The organism is Brachybacterium massiliense (assembly GCF_900184245.1).
Lineage (GTDB): Bacteria > Actinomycetota > Actinomycetes > Actinomycetales > Dermabacteraceae > Brachybacterium > Brachybacterium massiliense.
Window position 1 is genome coordinate 887,341 of record NZ_FXXB01000008.1, and the last position, 18,659, is coordinate 905,999.

16 protein-coding genes are annotated in these 18,659 nt (G+C 70.1%); 5 read left to right on the plus strand and 11 right to left on the minus strand.

Going from position 1 to position 18,659, the window contains the following annotated elements; genetic code table 11:
• The first annotated feature begins 9 nt into the window (after positions 1 to 9).
• The gene (locus BN4251_RS14125; RefSeq protein ID WP_087485689.1) at positions 10 to 936 is read left to right on the plus strand and encodes a hypothetical protein; all 927 of its coding nucleotides are present in this window, start codon (positions 10 to 12) and stop codon (positions 934 to 936) included.
• 104 nt (positions 937 to 1,040) lie between these two features.
• Positions 1,041 to 1,457, plus strand: a complete 417-nt coding sequence (locus BN4251_RS14130) for an MGMT family protein (RefSeq protein WP_087485690.1) — start codon at positions 1,041 to 1,043, stop codon at positions 1,455 to 1,457.
• A 33-nt stretch (positions 1,458 to 1,490) separates the two neighbouring features.
• On the opposite strand, the gene BN4251_RS14135 is transcribed toward BN4251_RS14130, so the two are convergent.
• Genes BN4251_RS14135 through BN4251_RS18885 form a run of 3 tightly spaced genes read right to left on the minus strand, consistent with a single transcriptional unit; the run spans position 1,491 to position 3,767 of the window.
• The gene (locus BN4251_RS14135; RefSeq protein WP_087485691.1) at positions 1,491 to 3,053 is read right to left on the minus strand and encodes a DUF3375 domain-containing protein; all 1,563 of its coding nucleotides are present in this window, start codon (positions 3,051 to 3,053) and stop codon (positions 1,491 to 1,493) included.
• Between the two features lie 58 nt (positions 3,054 to 3,111).
• On the minus strand, positions 3,112 to 3,504 hold the full coding sequence (locus tag BN4251_RS14140) for a type II toxin-antitoxin system VapC family toxin (RefSeq protein ID WP_087485692.1): 393 nt from the start codon (positions 3,502 to 3,504) through the stop codon (positions 3,112 to 3,114).
• Entirely contained in the window at positions 3,504 to 3,767 is a 264-nt protein-coding gene (locus tag BN4251_RS18885) for a type II toxin-antitoxin system Phd/YefM family antitoxin (protein WP_087485693.1), read from the minus strand. The genes BN4251_RS14140 and BN4251_RS18885 overlap by 1 nt, the downstream gene beginning before the upstream one ends.
• Positions 3,768 to 3,954: 187 nt before the next feature.
• Here BN4251_RS18885 and BN4251_RS14150 point away from each other — a divergent pair, with 187 nt between their 5' ends.
• Positions 3,955 to 6,972 carry a glycoside hydrolase family 2 TIM barrel-domain containing protein gene (locus BN4251_RS14150; RefSeq protein WP_087485694.1) on the plus strand — a complete coding sequence of 1,006 codons (3,018 nt, stop codon included), beginning with the start codon at positions 3,955 to 3,957 and terminating at the stop codon, positions 6,970 to 6,972.
• Between the two features lie 96 nt (positions 6,973 to 7,068).
• Positions 7,069 to 7,812 (plus strand): hypothetical protein, encoded by a 744-nt coding sequence (locus tag BN4251_RS14155; RefSeq protein WP_087485695.1) that lies wholly within the window; start codon positions 7,069 to 7,071, stop codon positions 7,810 to 7,812.
• 102 nt (positions 7,813 to 7,914) lie between these two features.
• Here the strand turns inward: BN4251_RS14155 and BN4251_RS18775 are convergent, their stop codons facing one another.
• Genes BN4251_RS18775 through tgt form a run of 3 tightly spaced genes read right to left on the minus strand, consistent with a single transcriptional unit; the run spans position 7,915 to position 10,837 of the window.
• Positions 7,915 to 8,505 carry an outer membrane protein assembly factor BamB family protein gene (locus BN4251_RS18775; protein WP_245810427.1) on the minus strand — a complete coding sequence of 197 codons (591 nt, stop codon included), beginning with the start codon at positions 8,503 to 8,505 and terminating at the stop codon, positions 7,915 to 7,917.
• A 38-nt stretch (positions 8,506 to 8,543) separates the two neighbouring features.
• Positions 8,544 to 9,512, minus strand: a complete 969-nt coding sequence (locus BN4251_RS18780) for a hypothetical protein (protein WP_245810361.1) — start codon at positions 9,510 to 9,512, stop codon at positions 8,544 to 8,546.
• 41 nt (positions 9,513 to 9,553) lie between these two features.
• Positions 9,554 to 10,837: a tRNA guanosine(34) transglycosylase Tgt gene (gene tgt / locus BN4251_RS14165; RefSeq protein ID WP_087485696.1), complete on the minus strand. Its 1,284-nt coding sequence runs from the start codon at positions 10,835 to 10,837 to the stop codon at positions 9,554 to 9,556.
• A gap of 251 nt (positions 10,838 to 11,088) precedes the next feature.
• Between tgt and BN4251_RS14170 the strand changes: the two genes are divergently transcribed.
• Complete coding sequence (locus BN4251_RS14170) at positions 11,089 to 11,292, plus strand: DUF6541 family protein (protein WP_245810362.1); 204 nt, start codon at positions 11,089 to 11,091, stop codon at positions 11,290 to 11,292.
• 36 nt (positions 11,293 to 11,328) lie between these two features.
• On the opposite strand, the gene BN4251_RS14175 is transcribed toward BN4251_RS14170, so the two are convergent.
• The 5 genes from BN4251_RS14175 to BN4251_RS14195 all read right to left on the minus strand — a co-directional run bounded on the left by BN4251_RS14175 (position 11,329) and on the right by BN4251_RS14195 (position 18,659).
• Positions 11,329 to 12,444, minus strand: coding sequence for a glycosyltransferase family 2 protein (locus BN4251_RS14175; RefSeq protein ID WP_087485697.1), 1,116 nt, complete (start codon positions 12,442 to 12,444; stop codon positions 11,329 to 11,331).
• Between the two features lie 123 nt (positions 12,445 to 12,567).
• Entirely contained in the window at positions 12,568 to 14,367 is a 1,800-nt protein-coding gene (locus BN4251_RS14180) for a hypothetical protein (RefSeq protein ID WP_087485698.1), read from the minus strand.
• A 77-nt stretch (positions 14,368 to 14,444) separates the two neighbouring features.
• The gene (locus tag BN4251_RS14185; protein WP_245810429.1) at positions 14,445 to 16,382 is read right to left on the minus strand and encodes a DUF6020 family protein; all 1,938 of its coding nucleotides are present in this window, start codon (positions 16,380 to 16,382) and stop codon (positions 14,445 to 14,447) included.
• Positions 16,383 to 16,401: 19 nt separating this feature from the next.
• Positions 16,402 to 17,646: a polysaccharide pyruvyl transferase family protein gene (locus BN4251_RS14190; protein WP_087485700.1), complete on the minus strand. Its 1,245-nt coding sequence runs from the start codon at positions 17,644 to 17,646 to the stop codon at positions 16,402 to 16,404.
• Entirely contained in the window at positions 17,643 to 18,659 is a 1,017-nt protein-coding gene (locus tag BN4251_RS14195) for a lysylphosphatidylglycerol synthase domain-containing protein (protein WP_087485701.1), read from the minus strand. The genes BN4251_RS14190 and BN4251_RS14195 overlap by 4 nt, the downstream gene beginning before the upstream one ends.

An 18,659-nucleotide genomic window follows, 5' to 3' on the forward strand; every position in this document is an offset into this window, starting at 1 on the left:
GAGCCGACCATGGAACTGTCCGCGCCCGTCATCATCGGGATCGTCCTGCTGGTGCTGATCCTCCTGATCATCCTGGTCGTCGTGGGGGTGATGGCCTCACGCAAGCGCGAGGCGCAGCAGCAGGAGGCCGACAGGCGGCGCGCCGCGCAGATGCGTGAGGAGGCCTCGCAGAAGGAGCAGGTCGTCCAGGAGCGCGATCTGAAGGCGCGCGAGACGGAGCTCGAGGCCGAGCGCGCACGTCTGGACGCCCAGCGCCGCGCCAAGGAGGTCGAGCAGGAGAAGATCGCGGCCGAGCACCGGCACGCCGAGGCCGCGAAGCAGCGTGAGCAGGTCGATCAGGAGCGCAGCACCGTCCAGGAGCAGCTCGCCGAGGCGGATCGCCTCGACCCTGATTCCGACGACGCTCACCGCGCCGACCGCGACTCTCGCGCCACGCGCGGACACGACCATCGCCCGGGCCACGGCGACGGCGGGCACACCCCCGTCGTCGATGACCGTCACGCAGATGGCTCGGCAGGACGCGACCGTCGCGCGCCCGGTGCGCCGGTGCACGAGCAGCCCGGTGCCGCTCGCCACGACGCGCTGCATGCTGACGACGGTGCACGCCCGCTCGATCAGGAGCCCGCTCCGCACGATCGCTCCGGCGCCGACCACGTCCGCGTCGAGGAGACGCAGACGGTCGGCGAGCACGAGGGCGCGGCACCCTCGCACGGCCGTCGCGCCGCGCGTCCCTCCGATCAGGAGCCGCAGGATCCGCAGCAGCCGCAGGACCTGCCCGGTGAGCAGGACCCGTTCCTGGCGCAGGAGCAGCAGCTCGCGCAGGAGGACGGGGAGCTGCCGCCCCGGGCGCCGGAGTACGGCCGCCGCGAGGACGGCACCGGCACTGAGCCGATCGTGGAGCCCGGCACGGAGCCCGGCCCCGAGCACCGCGGCTGAACGCCTCTCACCACCGGCAGCGGCCCGGACACCTCACGGGGTGCCCGGGCCGCTCCTCGTCGTCACGACACGCGGTGCGAGGGCCCCGTGCCACACTGCGGGGCATGGCCGATCCCACCCCGCGCACCCGCATGGACGACGTCACCGTCGAGCGGGTGCTGCGCGTGGTCGAGGCGATCCCGCCGGGCCGGGTCGCCGCCTACGGCGAGGTGGGGCGGATCGTCGGGGTGGGCCCGCGGCTGGTAGGGCGGATCCTGCGCACCTGGGGCTCCTCGGTGCCGTGGTGGCGCGTCACCAACTCCTACGGCGACCATCCCCTGCTGGCCCGCGCGCTGCCCCACTGGCGCAGCGAAGGCATCACGGTGAAGCCCAACGGACGGGGCTGCCGCATCGGAGACTTCGGGGCGGATCTGGAGCAGCTGCGGCGCGATGCCGCACCGGCTCTCGCCGCGCTCGAGGAGATCAGCGCCCAGGACGCCGCGGAGGCCGCGCAGAGTGCGGGCGCCGACGCCGACCGCTGAGCGCGCGGGCTCAGCCTCCGCGGCGCCTGCCGCTCACTCGACGGGGATGTCCTCGAGGAAGTAGAACGCGGGCACCTTCGCGGCGTAGTCGTTGCCGTCCAGCTCCCGCCAGCCCACGATCTCGCTCGAGCCCTCGCGGGCCTGCGCATGACCGGTGGCCAGGAACATCAGACCGATCACGCTGGCCAGGCCCTGCTCGGCCGGCTTGTGGCGCAGCACGTCTCCGATCGAGGCCTGCCCGGCGAGGCCGCGCACCTCGTTGACGTCCCCGGTCAGGCCCACCAGGTCGATGTCGTTGGTGCGCACCAGGTCCTGCAGCACCTCGACGCTGAGGGCGGTCGCGTCGTGCACCTCCGCCTCGGCGGGCGCTCCCGGATCAGTGGGGTCCTTCAGCCGGTGCTGGGAGACCGAGCTCATCTGCACCCGCGACAGGTCCAGCTCGAGGGTGAAGGGGGCGCGGGTGGGCACCTCGTCCTTCTGCGCGAGGGCCAGGCCCTGCGCCTCCTGGAGCAGCTCGAGCATCACCCGGTGCTGTCGGAAGTCCTGGGAGCGCACGAAGCGGGCCAGGGAGCGGTACAGCTCCGTCTTGACGTCCAGCACCTCCTGCGCAGGCTCGTAGAGGTCGCTGAAGACGTTCGCGAGCTTCTCCCGCTCGTCCCGGCTGAGGGTGCGGGCGAAGTCGCGCTCGAGCAGCCGGTCCACGAGCTCCTGCGTGGTGCGGGTCTGCACCGGGTCGTTGAGCATGCGGAAGAAGGCGGTGAAGGTGCGGCCCACCGTGGACTGGCCCAGCAGATCGTCTCCGGCCAGCAGCTGCTCCAGGATCTCTCCGCGCGAGCCCTCCGGGGAGAGGATCTGCTCGCGCAGGCGCAGGTCCACGGCGCGCAGGTCCTCGCGGTACTGGAGGAAGTCGCCCGAGAGCTCGGCGGCGATCTGCAGGATGTCGCGCAGGCGGTCCACGGAGGCGTCGGCGCTGGGGAGCATCAGCTCCCCTTCGGCGAGCTCGCGGATCTCGGCCTCGATCCGCTCGCGCCGGCGCTGGAGGTCCGCCAGGCGCACGTCGCGGTCGGTCTCGGTCTCCTGTGCGAGGCGCTCGAACTGCTGGACCACCAGCTGCAGGCGCGACTCGGTGGTGGTGGGGCGGTGCTCCTCGAGCGAGGCGATGAACTGGATCGCGTCGATCGTGGCCGGTGAGGGCTCGAAGGTGGTCTCGGTGTGGTGCGGGTCGTCGCGCCGGGTCAGGTAGCCCTCGCGCACCCAGCCGTCCACATACTCCGCAGCGGTGCGCCCGGGACGGGCCTCGCCAGCGGTCTCGACCTCCTCGGATGCTTCGTCGTGATCGCCGCGCTCGTCGGGGGCGTCATGATCGTCGTGCAGGAGGTGCAGGTGCGCGCCCACGCGGGCGATCAGCTCGCTGCGCGGGAGGCGGCGGTCCCCCGACGGGAAGGTCGCCTGCAGGATCGCGAGCACCGCAGGGGCCTTGGTCGCGGCGAGCAGGCGCCAGGTGCTGGCCCGGCGCAGCTGCTCGTAGGTCTCCTTGCGCGCGGACACGGCGTCGCTGCGGCGGTCGGTCCACCGGTTCGGCTCGGTCGTGGTCACGAGAGGAGAGTCTAGCGGCGCGCGTGCACGCGGGAGTGCCGGCCGGGCTGCCCGCCGCTCACGCGGGGCTCGCGGTGCGCAGTCCCTCCCGCTCGGCGGCGGACGTCAGTTCGTGGTCGTAGGTGACGAGCAGGTCGGCGTCGACGGCGAGCGCCGCTGCGAGATGGATCGCGTCAGCGCTGCGCAACGAATGCTCGCCGCGGGAGGCGACCAGCAGATGCGAGCGTTCGATGTCGATGAGGCCGACGGCGCTCAGGAGCTGGTCGATCGTCTGTGCCTCCGCGAAGCCGCGGCGGCGCGCGGCGCAGTGCATCTCGGTGTGCAGGAGGTAGGAGGCGACGATGTCGTGCCCCTCGAGCTGCCAGCCGTGGAACGTCTCGCGCATGGCTCGGGTCTCGGGTTCGTCGATGAGGATCTTCAGTGCCGCCGCGGTATCCAGGTAGACGAGCATCAGCCTTCCCTCGTGCCGCGCAGATCCTCGAGGATCTCGCGACTGCTCGCGCTCGAGGCGAGAGGCAGCGCGTCGACATCGATGTTGAGTGCCTGTGACACCCTGCCGGCGCTGCGGAGCATCTCGAGAGGAGAGCTCGAGTACGGCACCAGGCGGGCGACCGGGCGGCCGTTGTTGGTGATGGCGAACTCCTCCCCCGCCTCGACGCGACGCAGGATCTCCGTGCTGTGATTCCTCAGCTCGCGGTGCGGGATGGTGATCATCTCGACCCTCTCCTTGCTCGCTCGATGTCCGTCGACGCCCGCAGGCGACTTCTGTAGCAGAGCGTAGCAAGGGCGTCGTCGGTGGCATCGTCCCGCAGCTCACGCCCCGCTCACCCCCGAGGTACGCTGACGAGTGAACGTTCACGACCCGGCGTCGTACCCGCCACACCCCAGAGGATCCTCACCGATGAGCACCCCACTGCAGTCCCCCGACAACACCGCCAGCACGGACACCACGCACCGCACCGACCGCTGGTGGGAGGAGCTGCCCGGCGGCCGCAACCGCCTTGCCGGACGCGCCCACCTGCACACCGACGCTCCCACCCTGAACCTCGACGGGACCTGGGAGTTCCGCTACGGCACCCGGGCCGATGGCAGCGATCTCGGTGAGCCTTCCGAGATCGTCGTGCCGGGGCTGTGGCAGCTGCAGGGCCACGGCGCCCCGCAGTACACGAACGTCATCTATCCGATCCCGCGGGAGATCCCCCACGTGCCGGACGAGAACCCCACCGGGCACTACTCGCGCACCCTGACCGTCCCCGAGGAGTGGGCGGGCCAGCTCGCGGGCGGGGCCCGGGTGCTGTTGCGCTTCCAGGGCGTGGACTCGGCCGCGAAGGTGTGGATCGACGGCACCGAGATCGGTGTGACCTCCGGTTCCCGCCTCACCCAGGAGTTCGACGTCACGGAGGCCCTCGCGCAGCCGGGCGAGCACCGTCTGGACGTGCGCGTGGTGCAGTGGTCGGTGAACACCTATGTCGAGGACCAGGACATGTGGTGGGCCTCGGGCATCTTCCGCAGCGTGGACCTGCTGCTGCGGCCCACCGGGGGGATCCATGACCTGGTCACAGTCGCGGACTTCGATCCGGAGACGGGGCAGGGCACCTTGAGCGCGACCGCCTATGACGCCGACGGCGCGGAGGTCGTCGCGACGATCGAGGTGCCCGGGCTCGGCCACTCGGCCGCCACAGGGGTGGATCCCCTCGCGGTGGGTGCGGTGCGCCCGTGGTCCGCGGAGGATCCGCACCTGTACGACGCGACGGTCAGCACCGGCTCCGAGACGGTCACGCTGCGCCTGGGCTTCCGCCGCGTCGAGGTGGACGGCGAGATCTTCCGCGTCAACGGCGAGCGGATCGTGTTCCGCGGCGTGAACCGTCACGAGGCCGATCCGGTGGTGGGCCGCACCCAGCAGCTGGAGAACCAGGATCTCGACGCGGCGATGATGAAGCGTCACAACCTCAACGCCGTGCGCACCTCCCACTACCCGCCCCATCAGCGCTTCCTCGAGGTGTGCGACGAGATGGGGCTGTACGTGATCTGCGAGGGCGACTTCGAGACCCACGGCTTCCACGCGGACTCCACCTGGGGAGAGGACGGCACCGGCGCGGCCGAGGGCCCCGCGCAGAATCCGCTGTTCGAGGAGCTGCTGGTCGAGCGCTCGGAGCGCTTCGTGCGCCGCGACCGCAACCATGCCTCGATCGTGATGTGGTCGATCGGCAATGAAGCCGCCTCCGGCCCGGTCACCGAGGCGATGGTGCGCGCGGTGCGCGAGACCGACTCCACCCGCCCGGTGATCTACGAGCAGGACTACGCCGCGGAGTACGTGGACGTGTTCTCGCTGATGTACTCCACGATCGAGGAGTCCGAGCAGATCGGTCGCCGTGCGCTGGGCCAGGAGTACCAGGACAAGCTCACCCGCATGCTGCGCGGCTTCGCACTGGACGTGCCCGAGGGCCACTTCGCGAACCCGCCGGCGCTGTCCAAGCCGTTCCTGTGGATCGAGTACGCCCACGCGATGGGCAACGGCGCCGGCTCCCTCAAGGAGTACATGGAGCTCACCGAGCGCTATCCGGCGCTGCACGGCGGCTTCATCTGGGAGTGGATCGACCACGGCCTGGAGACCACCGACGCCGAGGGCAACCGGATCTACGGCTACGGCGGCGACTTCGGCGAGCGCCTGCACGATGGGAACTTCGTGGCCGACGGGCTGGTGCTGCCGGACCGCACCCCCTCGCCCGCGCTGCTGGACGCCAAGCACCACTACTCCCCCGTCGGCCTCGCGGTCTCCCCCGGCAGCGCGCGGATCACCAACCGCTACGCCTTCTCGGACCTGAGCGGCCTGCGGGCCGAGGTGTCCGTGGACGCGCAGGCCAGCTGGCAGGAGCTCGAGCTGCCGCAGATCGCGCCGGGCGAGAGCGCCGAGGTGACGCTGCCCGAGCACGACGGGCCGAGCACCACGGTTCGGCTGCTCACCCGCGAGGCGCAGGGCCCGGTCCCGGCCGGTCACCTGATCGTCGCCGCGGATCACGTGGACGAGGCACTGCTGCGCGCGGCCGCCCTCGTGCCGGACGGCGCAGCAGACGCCCCGGTGCAGGCCGAGGACGGGTCCTGGTCCCTGGGCCCGGCCCGTTTCGATGACCTGGGCCGCCTGGTGGGTGTGGGCGAGCTCGAGGTCCGCAGCGCGGGCGTGGATCTGTACCGCGCCCCGGTGGACAACGAGCGGGCCCGCACCCGCGCCCCCCTCGAGGCGCGCTGGAAGCGGATCGGGCTGGACCACGCCCGTCGCCGCCTGGTCGAGATCTCCGCTGCCCCGGATGACGCGGGCACCCTGCGGGTGCGCAGCCGGATCGGGCTGGACGGCTCGGCGCTCGGCGCTGACGTCACCGAGCGCTGGAGCGCCGACGGCGAGGGCATCGGTGTGGAGGTGACGGTCACGCCCTCCGCCTTCTGGCCGAAGGATCTGCCGCTGCCGCGGATCGGGTGGACGTTCGCGCTCCCGTCGGCCCCCGACCAGGTGGACTACGAGGGCTTCGGCCCGCACGAGTCGTATCCGGACACCGGCGGCGGCACCACCTTCGGGCGCTGGAGCTCCTCGCTCGCGGACTTCCAGGTGCCCTACGTGTTCCCGCAGGAGAACGGGAACCGTGCCGGGGTGGTGCGGGCCGCGCTGAGCGGCGGCGAGGGCCCCCCGCTCACGCTGCGGGCGCCGGAGGGTCTGGGCCTGGCGGTGCGGCCGTGGTCCACCGCGGAACTGGATCTGCGGGCGCACGACGGGGCGCTGCGCGCCGACGGTCTCACCTGGGTGACGCTGTCGGCCGCTCTGCACGGGGTGGGCTCGGCGGCCTGCGGGCCCGAGCCGCTGCCGCAGTACGTGCTCACGGCACGGGAGGAGACCTTCCGCTTCCACCTGAGCGCTGCCCGTCCCTGAGATCGACACCTCGCTGTCACCTGGTGCGCGACGGCGCCCGATATCCTGGATCGGGCGTCGTCGTGACGTCACGATGACGCATTCACCGGGAGAAGCATGACTCAGGGGTACGGACGGGATCAGGGGCAGTGGGGCCAGGGCGGGCAGAATCCGCCGCCGCCCGCCCCGCAGTGGGGGCAGGATCCGCAGCAGGCTCCGCCCGCGGCGCCGCAGTGGGGGCAGACCTCCCCCGCTCCGCAGCCCGGCGCGCAGGCTTCCCCGACCCAGCCGCAGTGGGGCCAGGGCTCCCCCGCCGCCGCGCCGGGAGGCTACCCGGGTGCGGCGCAGTCCGGTGCCGCGGGCGGCTACGCGATGCCCGGCCCGGCCTCCGGCTCGGGGGTCGCGAGCCTCATCAAGTGGATGTTCTTCGCGGTCCTCGCGGTGATCGTGGTGCGCCTGATCGGCAACGTGATCGTCTTCGGGATCGGGGCTGCGGGCGGTGCGGCCGGCTCCTCCGCGATGGTGGGCGTCGGCAATCTGGTGGGCCTGCTGGTGCTGGCGGTCAACGGCCTGGTGTCGCTGGCGGTGCTGGTGCTCGCGGTGATGGTGATCGTCCAGGCCTCCGGCAAGGGGCGCACGGGCGCGATCATCGTGGTCGCCACCATGGTCCTCGCCGTCGTCGCCTACTGGATCGTGTACGGGATCTACTCCGTGATCCTCATGAACACCTTCGACATCGGCACCATCGGCGTGATGTCCCTGATCTACCTGGTCGTCGAGATCATCCGCTCCCTGATCGTGTTCGCCGCGCTGATCGTGGGCTCGATGATGTCCCGTCGCTGGGCCGCGCAGAACGCCTGAGCCGCTCCGCTCCGACGGCGCCCCGGACCTCGAGGTCCGGGGCGCTGTGCATTCCGGGGCGGTGCCCGCCGGGCAGGTGGCTGCGCGGGCCGGGGGCCCGGCTCAGGTGCCCAGCAGCAGGGTCTGTCCGTCCACGGTCACGAGGGCTCTTCCCCCGCCGAGGGGGTGAGCGGCCTCGATCCTCTCGGCGACTTCGGTGTCGACGGTGACCTCGCCGCTCGCCGCGTCGAGCACCCGCAGCCGCTCGGCTCCGCGCGGGGTCAGCGGCGTCTGTCGTTCCAGGCTGTCGCGCACCACGGCGGTGCCCTGGGCGAGGCTGCCGGCCACCTCGGCATCCGGGGAGGTCAGCGGCAGGGTCCACAGGTTCGTGCCGTCCACGGTGTCGTAGGCGAGCAGCTGACCGGCGTCGTTGGTGACCACCATGGCGGCGGCATCGATCCCGATCCGGGCGGTGAACGCCGAGGCCTGGCGCACGCCGTCGCCGCCGGGTGCGGCCCAGGCGGCGTGCTGACCTGTCGCGACGATCTCGCCGGCCACCTCGGCGCCCTCCTCGGTGCCGGTGGCGAGCACGCTCGCGCCGTCCAGGCGCACCGACCAGGTCCCGGCCGGGGAGGGCTCGGACTGCCACAGCTGCTCGCCGTCCTGGAAGGCGGTCGCGGTGAGCGCGCCGTCCGGTGCGGAGCAGACCGTCATCACCAGCGCCGCCTCGTGCAGCGGGTCCTGCGCGGTGGTCAGCGGCCGGGTGGGGGTGAGGCGGCAGTCCTCGTCGGCGCCGGCGAGGATCCGGCCGACGGGGAAGCCGGTGGCGGGGTCGAGCTGGGTCCAGCCCTGGGCAGGAGCGAAGCGCAGCGGGATGGTGGGCAGCACGCCGGTGGCCCGGAGGGCGTCGAGCGGGCCGGGCGGCTGAGGGCGTCGAGCGGGCCGGGCGGCTGCGCGGGGCGGGCGGGAATCTCGTGGCCCGCGGGGTCGATGCCGCGGGTCTCCTCGGCGTCCAGGAGCGACCACAGCGGCGTCTCGGGAGCGGTGAGGTCGTGGCCGGTGAGGCGGCAGAGCTCCTCCTCGCAGTGGCGCATCACGATCAGGTCCCCGTCAAGGGCGAGCGGGGCGCCGTCGAGGCTGATCGAGGGCAGGCCGCCGTCGGCCCCGCCGGAAGCGCTGCGGTCCAGGGTGAGCACCTCGGTGGTCTCGGCGGTGACGTGCACGGCCCGGGTGCCGTCCTCGCTCAGCGCGACCACGTCCTCGGGGGCGGCGTCGATGCTCCGCGTACCCTGCGCATCCAGCAGCTGTGCCAGGCCGCTCGCGCGGCGCACCAGCACGGGTGTGTCCGGAGCGGGCAGGGAGTGGACCAGGTCGTCCTCGGCGAGCGGGTCGATCACCACGTCGGCCTGCTGGGCCAGGGGCGGGATGCGGCTGTTGAGCACGGCGGGGACGGTGAGCACGAGGGCGAGCGCGAGGGCGGTCCCGGCCGCGAGGAGCAGCCGCAGTCCGCGCCGGCCCCGGGTGCCGAGGGCGGCGAGCAGTCCCGCGCCGACGCCGGCACCTGCGAGGATCCCGGCCGCCAGGCGCAGCGCCCCGAGCCGGAAGTGGCCGCCCAGCAGCGCGCAGATCCCGGCGAGCGCGAGCAGCGTCACTGCCGCGCCGAGGGCGAGGGTCGCGTCCGCGCCCCGCTCACCGGTGCCGGGGTCGCCGGTGCCGCGCACGTCGGCACCAGAACCGTCAGCGCCGGGCCCCGCCGGTCCCGTCACCGCGGCGAGCCGTAGTAGGCGCCGGTGGTCTCCTCCCGCAGTGCGTCGAAGTCACCGCTGAGCAGGGAGGCGCGGATGCGATCCACCAGGCGCACCACGAAGCGCTCGTTGTGGATGGTGCACAGGGTCGAGGAGAGCATCTCCTTGGCCCGGAACAGGTGATGGACGTACGCGGCGGTGTAGTGGGTGCAGGTGTAGCAGTCGCAGTCCTCGTCGATCGGCGCGAACTGGCGGCGGTACTTCGCGCCGGTGAGGTTGACCCGCCCGGTGCGGGTGTAGACGGCGCTGTTGCGCGCCACCCGGGACGGGGAGACGCAGTCGAAGGTGTCCGCACCCGCAGCGATCGCGACGAACAGGTCATCGACCTCGCTGATGCCCAGCAGGTGGCGGGCCTTGTTCTCGGGCAGCTCCTCAGTCACCCAGCCCACGATCGTGCCGAGGTTCTCCTTCTCGAGCGCCCCGCCGATACCGAAGCCGTCGAAGGACCACCCCTCGACGTCCATCGCGCCCAGGTCGCGGGCGGCCTGACGGCGCAGGTCCTCGTACTGGGCGCCCTGGATCACGCCCCACAGCTGCTGGTAGGGGCGATGGGTGCGCTCGGCGGTGAGGCGGGCGTGCTCGGCCAGGCAGCGGATCGCCCACAGCCGGGTGCGCTCGAGCGCCTGCTCCTGGTAGCCGCGGGAGTTCATCAGGGTGGTCAGCTCGTCGAAGGCGAACATGATGTCCGCGCCCAGACCGTGCTGGATCTGCATCGAGATCTCAGGGGTGAAGCGGTGCACGTCGCCGTTGATGAAGGAGCGGAAGGTCACGCCGTCGTCATCGACGTGGGCGAGGCGCTCCTTGCCCTCGCGGACCGCGTCGTCCTCGCCGTTGGCGGTGCGGGCCTTCGCCCCGCCGGAGAACTCACTCGAGAGCACCTTCTGGAAGCCCGCGCCGAGGCTCATCACCTGGAAGCCACCCGAGTCGGTGTAGGTGGGGCCGGGCCAGTTCATGAACCGTCCCAGACCCCCGGCCTCGTCCACCAGGTCATGCCCGGGCTGGAGGTAGAGGTGGTAGGCGTTGGCCAGCAGCGCCTGCGCGCCCAGGTCGCTCATCGACTCCGGCAGCACCGCTTTGACGGTCGCCTTGGTGCCGACGGGGATGAACGCGGGGGTGGCGATCTCGCCGTGCGGCGTGGTGAGGGTTCCCGCACGGGCCCGCTCGCCGTGGCGGGCGGTGATCTCGAAGCCCACGTCGGCGGGGGACGGCAGGGACGCGGAGTCGGCACTGGGAGCGGTCACCGCACCATGGTCCCACGAGCACGGGCGCCACAGCCCAGGTGCCACGCTCCAGGTGCACTGCGTACGACCAGCTCGTCACTCCTTCGCTGTATCAGGACTGCCCCTCATGACCGCTCCCCTCCGGGAAGCCTCCACGCCCTGCCTGCCACACCTCTTCTCCGTGGTCGCAGCGGCATGCTGAGCGCCCTCTCCGTTCTCGTGGCCGTGCTCGCGGCCCTCTCCGTGCTCGCGCTCTGCCGGGCCTGCCCGTCGTGTGCGATGCGGTCCAGGAGCTCGGGCTCGAGTACGCGCTCGACTTCGGGCCGCGCGAGGTGGGTCCAGGCTCGGCCACCTACCGGGGCCTCGACGAGATCTCGGAGACGGGCGCCGCAGAGGTGGTGCTGGAGGTGGGCGAGGCGAAGCTGCTGCGGATGCTGCCCTGCCGCGGCACGGATGACGAGAGCGCCGGCAGCTGAGATCAGCTGCCGGCGCCCTGTGCGGAGCGTTCGCTCTCAGGCCCGGGGGTCGGCGGCCTCGCGCTGCGCGGCCTCGGCCCACTGGTCCACCACCGCGTCATCCGTCACCGCGTTCTCGGAGACCGGGGGCGCGTAGCTGCGAGTCTGCTGAACATTGCCCGCAGCGCCCGCGGCGAGCACCGGCGCGGCCTCGCCCACGAGCGGGTGCTTCGGCTCGCCGTACTGGAGCAGCTTGACCCGCTCGAGCACGTCCTCCATCAGCACACGGTTGGTGCGCTGGAGGTCGGCGATGATCATCAGCACCAGGGTCAGGAACGAGCAGGTCAGCAGCACCAGGCCGAAGATCAGCGACTGGATGTGGCCGCCGCCCTGCCCCATCACCGCGAACACCAGGAAGCGGATGAAGGGCACCAGGCCCACCACGCCGGTGACCGCTGCGAGCCAGATCAGCACGGTGTGCGGCTTGAACATCAGGTAGGCGCGCACGATCGCGGAGCCGGACTTCGCCATGTGCTGGAAGATGTTGTTGAACAGGCGCGACTCGCGCGTCTTGGGGTTCGTGTCGATCGGCACCGACGCGATCCGCAGGCGCTTGTTGCCGGCCTGGATGATCGTCTCCATGCAGTACGAGAACTGCGTGATCACGTTCAGGCGCATCAGGGACGCCTTGGAGTAGGCGCGGAACCCGGAGGCCGCGTCGGGCAGCTCGGTCTCGGCGGCGATGTTCACTACGCGCGAGCCCACCTGCTGCATGACCTTCTTGAACGGCGAGAAGTGCGCGATCTTCTTGGTCTGACGGTCGGCGATGGCGATGTCCGCGACGCCCGCCACGACCGGGGCCACCAGATCGGCGATCCGCTCCTGCTTGTACTGGTTGTCGCCGTCGGTGTTGACCACGATGTCTGCGCCGTGGGCGAGGGCGTAGTCCACGCCATCCCGGAAGGAGCGGGCCAGGCCCATGTTGCGTGCGTGGCGCACGAAGTGCTTCACACCGTGCTCCTTGGCCACCTCGACGGTGCGGTCGGTGGAGCCGTCGTCGATGATCAGCACCTCGACCGAGTCGACCCCCGGCAGCTCCTTGGGGATCGTGTCGAGCACCATCGGGAGCGTCTGCTCCTCGTTCAGGCACGGGATCTGGACGAAGACTTTCATGGGCACCTTGTCGACTTGTTCTCGATGAGAGAGGACGCCATGTCCTCGGCGGGAGAGATGAAACGGACAGACGCTAACGGAAGAGGGTAGCGGAGGGGTGAACGGAGTGAGGCCGACCGGGGATCACGGTGTGGTGAGCGGCTCAGCGAGCGGCTCGAGGCGGCCCTGCTCGACGAGCTGGTCCTGGAGCGGCCCGGGGTTCACCCACGCGTGATAGCCGTAGCTCTCGGCGTCGCTCAGCAGGCGGGCGCCCTTCTCCGTGCCCTCGGGCCAGATGTCGCAGCCGAGCGTGATCTGGGCATCGGAGACGTTGCGGTCCATGGTGAGCCCCATCGTGGTGGGGTGGATCCAGTAGGCGAGCTTGTTCTGCACCACCGCGTTGTTGCTCAGTCCGGGCGTGCAGGAGCGGTCGAACTCGATGGTCAGCTGGCCGTCGTGCTCGGCCTGCAGGCGGTTGATCTCGTCGGCCAGGGCTGGGCGGCCGCCTTCGATCTGCTGGAAGTGGTCGGTCGCCTGCGTGGCGCTCAGCGTGGCGGCGCTGCCGGCCACGAGCAGCACGCCCAGCAGGATCGCGGTGCCGCGCTCGCGCAGGGCGCCGAGCGCCGTGAGCACTCCCAGCAGCACCAGCGGCGGGAGGCTGGCCAGCAGCCAGAAGCGGTTCTCGTTGGTGAAGGACGGGGTCAGGCCCCAGGGCCACGTCTCCGGGCCGTGCCCCACGGGCAGCGCCCAGAACCATGCCATGACGCCGGGGATGTGCGCGGGGGTGACGTACCCCCAGGTGGGTGCGTGCGGGGCGAGCCAGAACACGGTCACCGCCATCAGCACGGAGGTGAGGCCGAGCGCCGTCGGCAGAAGAAATCGGGCTGCACCGCGGATGAGCACACCCAGTCCGAGCGCGACCAGAAGAGAAGCCACCGGGTCGATGTACCTTCCATACAGCCAGGCATCGAGGCGCCTCCATTCGGCGTGGTACATCGCGTATTCGTTCGACCACTGTCCGATGGAGAGCACCACCACTCCCAGCAGCATCGCGCCCAGCAGGCAGACGGGCCCGATCGCGCGTTCGTGGCGCAGCTCGCGCCACACCAGCACCAGCAGCACAACCAGGCCGACGGCCACCAGGCCGAAGGATCCCGCGGTCTGCTCCCAGGCCTGCCCGATCACCGCACGGAGGATGATCGAGGGTCGCGACTCGAGGTAGTTGTCCACCAGCTTCGAGCCCTGGCTGAACCCTCCCCCGAGGAACTGGTTCATCAGGCCGCCCGACCAGAAGGCGAGGTACCCCAGCGGGGCCAGCACGGCGAGGCCCACGAGCGAGGAGCGCCAGGAGCGGAGCATCATGCACAGCAGCCAGATCACGCATGCGATCAGCAGGGCCGCCGCCCGTGCATGGGTGGCGGCCAGGGCGGCGGCGACGAGCGCGAACACCACCGCCCGGAGGATGGTGGGACGCTCCCAGTAGCGCACTGCGGCGAGCATGGCGCCCACCAGGACCAGGAAGAGGAGCTTCTCGCTGGTGACATACCCGCTCTGCACGGTGCGGGCGGGCAGGCTCATCACGATCGAGGCGACCACCATGGCCTGCGGCATGCTCAGCCCGATCCGGGTCACCAGCCGGGCCAGCGGCCAGATCGTCACGAGCGCCGCGATCACCCCGATGCCGATCGCGAGCCGGTAGGCGACCTGCGGGTCCTCCGTCACCCACCACACCGGCGCCATGAAGAAGCTCCAGGCGGGGAAGTACCCCGCCCCGCGCGGAACCGTCGGCAGCCCCTCCCCCGCTATGTACTTCGCGTATTGCAGCAGGACGATCTCGTCGAAGGCGAACGACGGGGTATGCGCGCCGAGAGCGACCAGTACGTGCAGCACCGCAGCGATGATCACGGCGACGACGGCACCACCACGCCACAGAGAATGCACCATGGCTACGGTATCCTCTCGTGCACTCAGCGTCCCCCCTCTCGCCGCAGTAGGGGTGTCAACGGCACGATCGCCAGAGTTCACCGATTCTCCTTCAATGGCTTGTCCTGCTCTTTGCCGAGAGTCGTGGTGGACGCCGCCGCCTCTGTGTCAGATTCCACCGGCCCGCTTCCAGCCATTGCTGAACCCACCGAACGCGCACTGGCGAACGCAAGTATTGCGAACGGCATGAAGTATGTGACGCCCAGGGCGTAACGGCCAGACGAATCCAGTGGAGACAGCAGGAACACACCGCAATGGAGCGCCATCGGCAATGCCCAGATCCACGCCGCAGGGCGGCGCAGGATAATCGCGGCCGTAGCCAGAAGAATCACCACAACCGTTCGTGCTACACCATTAGTCGGCAGCAGGAGCCACTCATCGGTGCTGAGATCATTGGCCACTTCGTGAAGAGTCTCTCGCCGCTCAAGATTGGTGAAGTCATCGCTCAGTGTCGCACCGTCCGTGATCACCAGCGTCTGGATCGAATCGTCGTTGGTGATCGACGGCCGGTTGTCACTCGCCGGAGTGAAGGGGTCGAAGAATCGGTAGCTCGTCAGAAGCGCGCCGTTGACCACCATGTCAGGTTCGGCAAGAGCCAGTCGTCTCCAGATTCCGTTGAACTCTGAGGCCTCCTGTCTCGTGACCTCTCGCCACTGGTAGGCGCCTTCTCTGAAGCCTGCCCCTCGTACAGGCGCCATGGTTCTGGGCTGGTACCCCTCTATCATCATCTCGACGTCGAAGATCTCGTTCAACGCGCGCTCGTCCTCCGGAGAAAGCGCCCCCGGCCGCTCCTTCAGTGTGAGCGCCATGGACTGGATCTGCAGACCCTTCCCAGCCATGGGGTCTCCCGGAATGATCTTCTCCTGCGCAATCCCAATATCCACGACCAGCTGCGTGAGCAGAATCGGCAGTGCCAGCCCGGCAAGCGCCACCCTCCACTTCGCCCAGCTCACCTGCGCTATGAGCACCATGATCAGAAGGACGGCAAGTATCGGTTGCGCGAACTTTGCGGAGTTCAGCGCCATCACAGCTGGCAGCACCAATTCCAATGCCCTCATCCAGTGCGGGCTCTCTCTGGAGCGCACATGGTCGAAAGCCAGCGCTATGAGCCATACGAAGGCTGCACCGAACAGCGGATTCTTCGCGATCGCGACAGCCCACAGCGCCGTCGGGAACCCGCTGAGTATCAACACTGCGAGAAATAGACTCCGTGCTCCAGGTCGCGTGACCCATCGCGACAGCAGCTCGGAGGCGCGACCGAAGGCGATCAACGTGATCGCGAGCTGAGACATCGTGAGAATGATGAACCCCACCTCGAAGCTCCCGAAGTGTTCGAGGCTCTTTCCGAGAACGGTGCCGTACATCAGCGTGAGGAGCGCGTTGTGATGCTCCGACAGCAGCACCTCGTCATTGGGAACGAGGTAGTGCGCGATGGGGTAGACGTTGAAGGGCGGATAATCAATCTCGCCCCTATCCCCCAACACCTCCCGCGCCTGCATGACCAGGTCGGCGTTCGAGGTGCCGGGGAACTGACCGACTATGAGGGGGGACCACGCCACTGCAAGCAAAGCGCTGAGTCGCCACCAGCGTGCAAGTACCCAATCGACCCCCCGGTTGATGCGCGTGATGACGCGCCGTCCGGGCGCAGAATCGTCGGACCGATCCAGCGCATTTCCGCCCCAGTGGATCAGCGCAAGAATCATCCCGGCGAATATGCCGACGAAGATCAGAAATGTCGCGAGGAGCATCTTCGTATGCGACCCGACGTACTCCAAGAAGAGCAGATACTCCCCGTCGGGGATGACATTGCGGCTGAACCATCCCATCGTGGCCGCCAGCGCCAGAACGCTGACGACGATGATCGGGATGAGGACCGCTGCAACGCTCTCGCCAGCCCCAATCGCAGCCTTGAACCGCCTGCTGAGGACCTCACGGGTCAGCCGTCGCCCGGCGTCAGTTCTGCGATGTCTCCCCATCAGTCTCACGACGAAGACCTCAGCGCCCGCTGCCGGTGCTTCCGGACCGCACCAGCTGGGCGATCAGATCGGCCTGGGCGACCGAGTTCCGCTTCACCTCGGGCAGGTGGCGGTCGAGCTTCTCCTGCACGTCGCCCCGCTGGGCGGAGAGCTTCTCAAAGGTGGTCCACAGATGGTCGGGGGTGAGCTGGTCGTGGCCGAAGGCCCACTCCTCGAGCTCGAACATCTCGAGCACCTCGCGGTACTTGTGGCTCCAGCCGATCACGACGGTTGGCACGGCCATCGCGAGGGAGGAGACCATCGCGTGGAAGCGGCTGGCGACGAACAGGGAGCAGCGGCCGATCAGGTAGCGCAGCTGCTGGGAGCTGAGCTCGCGGTCGATGAACAGCAGGTCATCGCCCGGGGCCAGACGCGCATTGATCTCGGTGCACAGCGGCAGGTCGTTGTTGTGGGTCTTGTCGGTGCCGGTGCGCACGCTGTGCGGCACCAGCAGCACCTTCTTCCCGGCGGTGCGGAGACGCTCGATGAAGGAGACCATCTGGCCGACGTAGTCGCCCTCACGGGCGTCGACCTTCTTCTGCAGCACCACGCTCGGGCACACGCCCACCACATCGCCGCTCTCGAAGAAGTCCAGATCGACCAGCGGGCGCACCGAGTCCGCCTCGGTACCGTCCATCTCGAGGGAGAAGGCGTAGTCCGCCCCGGCGACCAGGTTCTCGAGCCCGAGGCCCACCGCGTGCTCGTGGGTGATCCGGCCGCGGGTGACCAGGGTGTGGGCCTTCGGCAGGAAGATCTTCGAGACGATCCGGTTGATCGGGTTCTTGAAGGGGCCCACGGCCTGGGCGCACTTGAACACGGGGGTATGCAGGTTCAGCGCCGGCAGGATCGAGGCGACGTTGTAGAGCAGGAACTTCTCACGGCCGTCGGTGAAGGTGATGCCGCCCTGGTCCAGGAGCACATCGCTGTCGGCGAGGGCGCGCACCGCGGCGCTGCGCCGCAGCAGGGGGCGCGCGAAGGGCAGCACCCGGTGGGCGAGCGCGAGCGAGTTGATGATCACGCCCAGGCGGAACGGGTCCGCGGGCACGACCTCGAGGTTCGGGTAGTGGTTCTGCGCGCGGTCCTCGTCCGGGTACATGCTCAGCAGCGTGAAGTCCACCTCGCCGAGGCGGGCGTCGAGGGTCTGGATGGCGCTCTCGAGCATGGCCGAGGCGCCCTTGTTGCCGGACAGCGCCGAGCCGATGATCGTGATCCGGGGGCGGGTCATGGGCGGGTCTCCTTCGGGAGGGTCTGACGGACGGTGACGTAGAGGAGCGCGACGAGGGCGTCCCCGAGGGTGGCGAGCAGGCGAGCGAGCAAGCTGATCACGATCGCCTCCGAGGTGGGCACGTACTGGCTGAGCACCACCACGATGACCGCCTCGCGCACGCCCAGACCGCTTGGCACCAGGATCGCGAGGATCCCGATCGCCCCGGCGAGAGCATACGCGGCGATGAACGGCAGCCAGTGCTGGGGGGTGATGTCGCTGACGGTCGCGGCGATGATCACGAAGCCGATGCCGTTGAGCAGGCGCGGCAGCAGGAACTCACCCAGGGAGAGCACGGCGCGCGGGGCGCTGAGGAAGTACTCGCGCGGCACCTCCGCCTTGAGCAGCCTGCGCGCGGGCAGGGCGATCAGCGCGTGGAAGGCGGGCGGGTAGAGCACGACGGCCGCCGGGATCAGCACCGCCAGCGGGGCCAGCAGCAGGGTCGCGTTCGCGCCGAACAGCGACGGCCCCAGGCTCAGCAGCAGGATCACCACGGCGGGGACGATCGAGGCGATCTGCAGGAAGATGTTCTCGTACAGGAAGCTGATCAGCACCAGGGTGCGGCTGATGCCCTTGCGGCCCGCCCAGAGCACCTTGTTGGTCACCGAGCCGATCTGACCGGGGATGTACTTCAGCACCCAGGACAGGCACTGCACGGCGATCGCCTCGCGGGCGGGCACCTGCGCGGACGGATCGAGCCAGCGGATGATCCGGCCCCAGGCGATGCCGGTCAGGGCGACGGCTCCCGCGAAGCAGACGGTGGCGAGCACCCACCACCAGGAGAAGCCGAGGTGCTGCTCGCGCACCTGCTCCCAGTTCGCGGCCAGGGAGCGGGCGAAGAGCCAGCCCACCACGCCGACCACGGCGAGGGTGACCACCCAGCGCAGGACCCGCTTGGCCGGCGAGCGCTTCGCCGCCTGCGCGGGCGCGGCGGCGTGGGTGTCGGCGGCGGTGTCTCGCTCCTCGCGGTCCAT